Origin of the sequence: Streptomyces sp. NPDC002602 (assembly GCF_042889445.1) — a bacterium.
In the GTDB taxonomy this organism is placed as follows: Bacteria; Actinomycetota; Actinomycetes; order Streptomycetales; family Streptomycetaceae; genus Streptomyces.
The window spans coordinates 201,252-208,679 of sequence record NZ_JBIAQX010000015.1; the positions used below are offsets into that span (position 1 = coordinate 201,252).

6 protein-coding genes are annotated in these 7,428 nt (G+C 70.6%); 5 read left to right on the top strand and 1 reads right to left on the bottom strand.

From position 1 onward, the window contains the following. Positions 1-43: 43 nt before the first annotated feature. The 5 genes from ACFYW3_RS30690 to ACFYW3_RS30710 are packed head-to-tail and all read left to right on the top strand — an operon-like array spanning position 44 to position 6,697. Positions 44-874 (top strand): hypothetical protein, encoded by an 831-nt coding sequence (locus ACFYW3_RS30690; RefSeq protein WP_389387964.1) that lies wholly within the window; start codon positions 44-46, stop codon positions 872-874. Next, positions 864-2,168 carry a hypothetical protein gene (locus tag ACFYW3_RS30695; RefSeq protein WP_389387965.1) on the top strand — a complete coding sequence of 435 codons (1,305 nt, stop codon included), beginning with the start codon at positions 864-866 and terminating at the stop codon, positions 2,166-2,168. The genes ACFYW3_RS30690 and ACFYW3_RS30695 overlap by 11 nt, the downstream gene beginning before the upstream one ends. Further along, positions 2,165-3,727 (top strand): SCO6880 family protein, encoded by a 1,563-nt coding sequence (locus ACFYW3_RS30700; RefSeq protein WP_389387966.1) that lies wholly within the window; start codon positions 2,165-2,167, stop codon positions 3,725-3,727. The genes ACFYW3_RS30695 and ACFYW3_RS30700 overlap by 4 nt, the downstream gene beginning before the upstream one ends. Before the next feature lie 19 nt (positions 3,728-3,746). Further along, positions 3,747-5,162: an ATP-binding protein gene (locus ACFYW3_RS30705; RefSeq protein WP_351753410.1), complete on the top strand. Its 1,416-nt coding sequence runs from the start codon at positions 3,747-3,749 to the stop codon at positions 5,160-5,162. A gap of 2 nt (positions 5,163-5,164) precedes the next feature. Further along, on the top strand, positions 5,165-6,697 hold the full coding sequence (locus ACFYW3_RS30710) for a type VI secretion protein (protein ID WP_389387967.1): 1,533 nt from the start codon (positions 5,165-5,167) through the stop codon (positions 6,695-6,697). Here the strand turns inward: ACFYW3_RS30710 and ACFYW3_RS30715 are convergent. Next, positions 6,694-7,263, bottom strand: coding sequence for a GNAT family N-acetyltransferase (locus ACFYW3_RS30715; RefSeq protein ID WP_389387968.1), 570 nt, complete (start codon positions 7,261-7,263; stop codon positions 6,694-6,696). The two genes, ACFYW3_RS30710 and ACFYW3_RS30715, sit on opposite strands and share 4 nt — an antisense overlap. Positions 7,264-7,428: the final 165 nt, after the last annotated feature.

Sequence of the window (7,428 nt, forward strand, 5' to 3'; positions counted from 1 at the left end):
AACGAGCGCTACCGTCGTACGAGGCGGAGGGGACGGACACGGAATGAGCAATGACGACCACTACGGCGGCGGCGGCCACGGCGAAGTGGGCGGCACGGGCCAGACCCGCACCCGCCTCCCGGACTCCCCCTCCGACCCCTACGGCAACCCCCGCCGCACCCCCCGCCCCTCCCGCGGCCTCATCACCGCGGTCGGCGTGGTGGTCCTCCTGATCGCCGCCATCGCGTTCGCGAACCAGTCCCCGGACTCCCCCACGAACACCGCGTCGGACAAACCCCCGACCGACGCCGCCACCAGCCCCACCGGCACCCAACCGGTCACCGGCAAGTCCAACGGCATCCCCAAGGGCTTCGCCCATGACGAACAGGGCGCCCAATCGGCGGCCGCGAACTACGCGGTGGCCCTGGGCTCCGACGGGATGCTCAAGAAGGACAGCCGACACGCCCTTGTTGACGGTATCTACACCCCGGAGGCAGGAGCCCGGCTCAAGGGCCCACAGGACAAGGCCTATACACCAGAGTTGTTCGCGCGGCTCGGTCTGGATGCGAACGGCGACCCGCCGCCGGGCAGCACCTTCGTCACCCGCACCATCCCGGTCGGCACCAGAGTCGAGAGCTACAGCCCGACCTCCGCGAAGATCGCGGTCTGGTACACGGGCCTGGTCGGCATGTCCGGCCCCAAGTCCACCGATCCGGTCCGCACGACATGGGAGACCTGGACCTTCGAACTGAGCTGGGTGGGGGAGAGCTGGAGAGTCGTCAGCGAATCCCAGCAGGATGGGCCCGCTCCGGTCCCGGGCGACATGGCCGCCTCCTCATCCGATGACATCAGCAAGGCAACCAAGGAGTTCGGAGGGTTCACCTATGCCCGCTAGCAACCGGCTCCGAGTGGTCGTCGTTGCCGCCGTCCACCTGGCCGTCGTATCCCTGGCTTCCCGCGCCTACGCCGCGCCCACGCCGACCCCGACGCCGTCCGGCCAGGGGGGCAAGGAGGACTGCCGCCTCCTGTTCGGCTCGGCCAAGGACTACTGCGAGAAGGGCGAGGGGGCGGCCACCGGGAGCAACGCCGGTACCGGCCTCAACGCCAACCCCACCGACGCCCTGAACCCCCTGGCCTCCCTGGCCCGCGGCTGCGCCGACGCCGCCGCCTGGATCGTCGGCAAGCTCAGCGAGGCGATCAAGTCCACGGCCACCGTCGACTTCACCAACCCCGCCTTCCTCCAGCAGTACGCCGTCGTCTTCGCCGCGAGCACCATCCTCACCCTCGTCCTGTGGCTCCTCGCCGTCGCCAAGCGCGCCATCCGCGGCGTCCCCCTCACCACCGCCATGTCCGAGGCCATCGGCTTCCTCTGGCTGACCGTCCTCGCCTCCGCCTTCACCCCCCTGATCCTCTACACCGTCGTCTCCGCGACCGACGGCGTCACCGAGGTCATCGCCGCCGCCACCGGCGGTCAGACCGACGTCTTCTTCGGCTCGTTCTCCGAGGCCCTCAAGAAGGGCGACGACATCGGCGGCGGCCCGATCATGCTGATCGTCGTCGCCCTCGTGACCGTCCTGGCCGCCGGGATCCTGTGGCTGGAGCTCGTCATCCGCGCCGCCCTGCTCTACGTCGGCGCCCTCCTCGGCACGGTCGTCTACGCCGGACTCGTCGACCGCAACATGTGGGGCCACGTCCGCCGCTGGGCCGGCATCATGATCGCCGTCATCCTCGTGAAGCCGGTCATCGTGATCGTCCTCGGCCTCGCCGGCGCCCTCGCGGGCGAGAAGGGCCCCAACGCCTTCTCCGCCGTCGTCTCCGGACTCGCGATCATCCTCCTGGCGATCTTCGCCTCCGCGATGATCTACCGCTTCGTCCCCGGCTTCGGCGACGAGATCGCCTCCGCCCGTTCCAACCGCAGCAAAGCCACCGACGGCGCCCAGGCCGCAGCCGTCATCAGCTCCCCTGCCTCCCTCGTCTCCCAGGGCATCAAAACCCACAGCAGCCGCGGCGGCGGCGCCCACCGCGCGAGTGGCGGAGGCGGCGGCGACGCCAACCAGATCTCCGGAGGCATGGCCGCGCACAGCAGCCGAGGCTCCGGCGGCGGGTCCGGCGGCGGATCTGTCCCCTCCGCCACACCCCCGCCCCGCACCGGCTCGAGCACGAGGAACACAGGAGGTGACGGGCGTTGACGACCCAGTCCCACCAGCTACACCCGATCGCGCCCCGTCGCACGTATCTCATCGGCCGCGCCCGGCCGAACGCGATCGTCGGCAAGAACCGCGAAACCGGCGAGATCGCCCTGATCATCGCCGGCGCGTTCCTCGGCATGATGAGCGGACTACTCGTCCCCGACCTCACCCTGCGCATCGTGAGCCTCGCCGGCTTCCCCATGCTCGCCCTCGCCGCCGTGTACGTCCCGTACAAGGGCCGCACCTTCTACCGCTGGTTCGAGATCAGGCGCAGCTACAAGCGCACCCTGCGCCGCGGCACCATCTACCGCTCCGGCACCATGGAAGCCGGCATGCGCGGCTCCGACGGCCGTGAGGTCGAGGTCGGCCCGCCCCCCGGCATCGGCCGCATCAGCTGGCTCGCCGCGCCCTTCGGCCCCGACGAGATCGCCGTCCTCCTGCACGCCGACCGCAGAACCGTGACCGCCGCCATCGAGATCGAGGGCCCCGGCGTCGGCCTGCGCGACAGCGAGGACCAGGAAGCCCTAGTCGACCGCTTCGGCACCCTCCTCAAGCACGTGGCGAACGGCGACGGCTTCGTCACCCGCCTCCAGATGCTCGCCCGCACCCTCCCCGCCGACCCCGACGCCCACGCCAAGGACGTCGCCCAACGCGGGGACACCACCGCCCCCGGCTGGCTCCGCGAGTCCTACGACCAGCTCCAGTCGATGGTGTCCACCTCCTCCGAGCAGCACCGCGCCTACCTCGTCGCCTGCATGCACTACTCGCGCGAACTCGCAGCCGAGGCCCACACCATCGCCCGCGCCTCGACCCCCCACAAGGGCCGCAAGCTCGACCGCGACGCCGGCCTCGCCATCGTCATGGCCCGCGAGCTCACCGACATCTGCGCCCGCCTCGCCGAGGCCGACATCCGCGTACGCCAACCGCTCGGCCAGGGCCGACTGTCCTCCCTCGTGCACTCCATGTACGACCCGGACCACCCCATCGACCACATCCAGGCCATGACGAAACGCAACGCCTGGCCCGCCGAACTCGACGCGGTCGAACCCACCTACCTCCAGGCCAAGACCCGCGAGTCCTCCACCCGCGCCCCCTGGTGCCACGCCACCGCCTGGGTGAAGGAGTGGCCGATGACCCCCGTCGGCGTCAACTTCCTCGCCCCGCTCCTCGTCCACACCCCGGACGTCATCCGCACCGTCGCCGTCACCATGGACCTCGAACCCACCGAGGTCGCCATCGAACGCATGCTGACGGAGAAGACCAACGACGAGGCCGACGCCAGCCGCGCCGCGAAGATGAACCGCACGGTCGACCCGCGCGACATCGCCGCCCACGGCCGGCTCGACCAGAGGGGTGAAGATCTCGCCAGTGGTGCGGCGGGAGTCAACCTCGTCGGGTACATCACGGTGTCCTCGCGTTCGCCCGAGGCCCTCGCCCGCGACAAGCGCACCATCCGCGCCTCGGCGGGCAAGTCCTACCTGAAGCTGGAGTGGTGCGACCGCGAGCACCACCGCGCCTTCGTCAACACCCTGCCGTTCGCCACCGGCATCCGACGCTAGCCGGAGGGAAGTGCCGCCCATGCGAGATCCCATGTCCGCTCTGACGGACGCCTTCACCAGCTTCCTGTTCGGCAAGGTGGAGACCACCCGCCTGCCCGTCCGCACCTCCACCGGACAGGCCCAGGCCGTCTACCTGCCGACCGCCGCCCCCGGCCTCGGCGACTCCGGCGTCATCATCGGCCGCGAGGTCTACAGCGGCAAGGGGTACATCTACGACCCCTTCCAGCTGTACGGACAGCAGCTCCCCGCCCCCCACTGGCTGGTCCTCGGCGAGTCCGGCAACGGGAAGTCCGCTCTGGAGAAGACGTACGTCCTGCGGCAACTCCGCTTCAAGGACCGCCAGGTCGTCGTCCTCGACGCCCAAGGCGAGGACGGCGTCGGCGAGTGGAACCTCATCGCCCAACAGTTGGGAATAACCCCCATCCGCCTGGATCCCATCGCCGCGAACGACGACGGGATCCGCCTCAACCCCCTCGACCCGGCGATCACCACGACCGGTCAGCTCGCGCTGCTCCGGACCATCATCGAAGTCGCCATGGGCCACGGCCTCGACGAACGCTCCGGCTTCGCCCTCAAGGTCGCGCACGCCTACGTCGTCGACACGATCCGCGACCGCCAGCCCGTCCTCACCGACATCGTGGAACAACTGCGCCACCCCGAGCCCGAGTCCGCCCAGGCCATGAACGTCGACATAGACGATGTCCGCGCCTGGGGACTCGATGTCGCCCTGGTCATCGACCGTCTCGTCGACGGCGACCTCCGCGGCATGTTCGACGGCCCCACCACCGTCGGCATCGACCTCGACGCGCCACTGATCGTCTTCGACCTGTCCCACATCGACCGCAACTCCATCGCGATGCCGATCCTCATGGCGATCGTCGGCGTCTGGCTGGAACACACCTGGATCCGCCCGGACCGCAAGAAGCGCATCTTCCTCGTCGAGGAAGCCTGGCACATCATCAACAGCCCCTTCGTCGCCCAACTGTTCCAGCGCCTGTTGAAGTTCGGCCGGCGCCTCGGCCTGTCCTTCGTCGCCGTCGTCCACCACCTCTCCGACGTCGTCGACGGCGCCGCCGCCCGCGAAGCCGCGGCCATCCTCAAGATGGCCTCCACCAGAACGATCTACGCCCAGAAAGCCGACGAGGCCCGCGCCACGGGCCGGGTACTCGGCCTGCCCCGCTGGGCCGTGGAGATCATCCCCACCCTCACCCCGGGCATCGCGGTCTGGGACGTCAACGGCAACGTCCAGGTCGTCAAACACCTGATCACCGAGGCCGAACGCCCGCTCGTCTACACCGACCGCGCCATGACCGAATCCTCGGCGCAACACCGACTCCCCGACGATCTGCTGGCCGCCGAACTGGAGGCGGAGGAGCGAGCCCTGCTCATCGAACGCCACCACAACGGCCCCGGCTCCACGACCACGGTGGCCTGACCATGTCCGACCCCAGACGTACGGATCCCCCCGCGCGGGCCGGGGGCATCCCCGACGGGGCCCTCGTCGGCCTTCTGGCGTTCCTGCTCGGCGTCGCCGTCCTCGTCTGGTCGGCCACCGGCCTCTCGGCACTCTTCGCCAAGGGCACCTGGCCGGACACCGTCACGTTCACCCGCACCCCGGACGCGGTCCGCGCCCTGATAACGGAACCCCACGACCTCCCCGGAGCCTGGCCCGAGACCGACCCGACGGCCCTCTCCGGCTGGGGCCTGTTCTGGGGCCTGTTCATCGGCCAGCTCCTGATCCTGCTGGTCCTGACCATCTTCACGATGGGCGTCATCGCCCGCACCAAGGCCCGCCGCGCCTTCCTCAAACACCCCGGTCGGCTCGACGAGGAGCCGCCGCCCCGGCCGATCCCCAGCCAACCGGCCCCGCCAACCGCCCGGCCTCCGGCCGCGTTCGAGGCCGCGAGCACCGGAACCACCCCCCAGGGCACCCTCCGCACGGCGGACCGTCCCGCGCCGGTCGACGAGGTCCACCGCCACGGGTTCGGCCACGCCCCGACACAGATCCCCGCACCAGCGCCCGCCCCGGCCCCCGTACCGACGTCCGCGCAGGCTCCGGCCCGCCTCGGTTACGCCGCCCCCGCGGAACGCCATGCCACCGCCGCCCGCCACATCGCGGCGGCGGAAGGCGCGGTCCTCGTCGTCACGTCCGCCCCCGCGCTCTGGTCGGAGACCAAGGACGCCCGCGCCAAACTCGGCCCGGTCCTCCTGTACGACCCTTCGCACCTCTGCGACACCCCGGCCCGCATGCACTGGAACCCCGCGGAGGGCTGCGCGGACCGCGACCTCGCCGCCGCCCGGTCCGTGGCCCTCTTGGCGCCCGTACGCCCCCAGGCCCGCATGGACGCCGCGGTCGCCGACACGGCGGAAACGCTCCTGCGCAGTTGGCTCCAGGCCGCGGCCCTCGACAACCGCCCGTTCAAGCAGTTGCACCGCTGGGCCCAGGGCACCAACGCCCAGGACCCCGTCCGCATCCTCCGTACGCACCCGCAGGCGGCCCCCGGCGCGGCCGGCGAACTCGAAAGCGCCCTCACCGCGTACCCCGAGCGCCGCGAACTGGCCCAGCACCTCACCGCCCGGGCCCTGTCCTGCCTGAGTTCGATCCACATCCGCGAGGCCTGCAACCCGAACCGAACGGATTCCCTCACGCTGGCTTCGTTCCTGACCGAAGGGGGCACCCTCTATCTGGTGGGCGAGTCCCTGGAGGACCCTCGCAGCCACCCGGGTGCAATGCCCTTGCTGACCGCACTCGCCTCCAGCGTGGTCGAGCACGGCCGTCGCATGGCCGCACGGTCATCCCACGGTCGGCTCGACCCACCACTGACGCTGGTCCTGGAGGACGTGGCGGCCGTCGCCCCCATCCCGCAGCTCCCGGAGCTCCTCCAGGACGACGCCCTGCCGCTGCTCGCGCTCTGTCGCAGCCGCGAACAGGCCCGTTCCCGCTGGCCGCAGGCCGTCTCCGCTTTCTAGCGACCTGCCTCGGGGCGTTCCATTACGTACTCCAGCTCCCGGGCTTCCGCGTCCGAGGGTGTGCCGACCACGATTCGGCCGCTCGCCACGAATCCGAACCGCCGGTAGAAGGCCTCGGCCCGCGCGTTGTCCTCGTGAACGAAGAGACGTACCCGCCCCAGCGCCGGCCCGTCCAGCGACCAGGCCCATTCCAGCGCGGCCGCGAACAGCGCCTCGGTCAGTCCGGTCCCCCGCTGTTCGGGCCGTACGAACACCCCCACCAGGTGCCCCTGGGACTTCTCCACGACCTCACCGAAGAAGTCGATGGTGCCGCCTTCCTCGACCCGCACGGTCACTGACCCGTCCCAGGCCCCGCCGGGAGCCTCGGCGACGAACTGGCGGGCCGCCCGCCCGCTCGAAGCCCCCGCGGTCCGTCCCTGCCAGAACTCATCGGGCTGGGCCTCGGCCTCCACGATGTTCTCCAGGAAGGCCACCGGAGCGGCCGGATCCCGCAACGCACTGAGCCGCAGCTCCTTGGCCTTCTCCCACTCGCCGGCAGCCACCGGTCGTACCGCATGCTGATTCATGGTGCGGATCAAAGCACGACGTCGTTGCGCCGTGCACCCGAAATTCGAAGGACCGGGGCCGAAAAGGCCACTGAAAAGGGTCTGGAACGCAGAAAAGCCCCGCACCCAGAGGGTGCGGGGCTTTCCCACAATGATTGTTCGGCGGCGTCCTACTCTCCCACAGGG

Bases quoted from the DNA above. Each gene is read 5' to 3' on its own strand.
- ACFYW3_RS30690 (WP_389387964.1), top strand. From the start codon at position 44: ATGAGCAATGACGACCACTACGGCGGCGGCGGCCACGGCGAAGTGGGC.
- ACFYW3_RS30715 (WP_389387968.1), bottom strand. From the start codon at position 7,263: ATGAATCAGCATGCGGTACGACCGGTGGCTGCCGGCGAGTGGGAGAAG.
- ACFYW3_RS30705 (WP_351753410.1), top strand. From the start codon at position 3,747: ATGCGAGATCCCATGTCCGCTCTGACGGACGCCTTCACCAGCTTCCTG.
- ACFYW3_RS30695 (WP_389387965.1), top strand. From the start codon at position 864: ATGCCCGCTAGCAACCGGCTCCGAGTGGTCGTCGTTGCCGCCGTCCAC.
- ACFYW3_RS30710 (WP_389387967.1), top strand. From the start codon at position 5,165: ATGTCCGACCCCAGACGTACGGATCCCCCCGCGCGGGCCGGGGGCATC.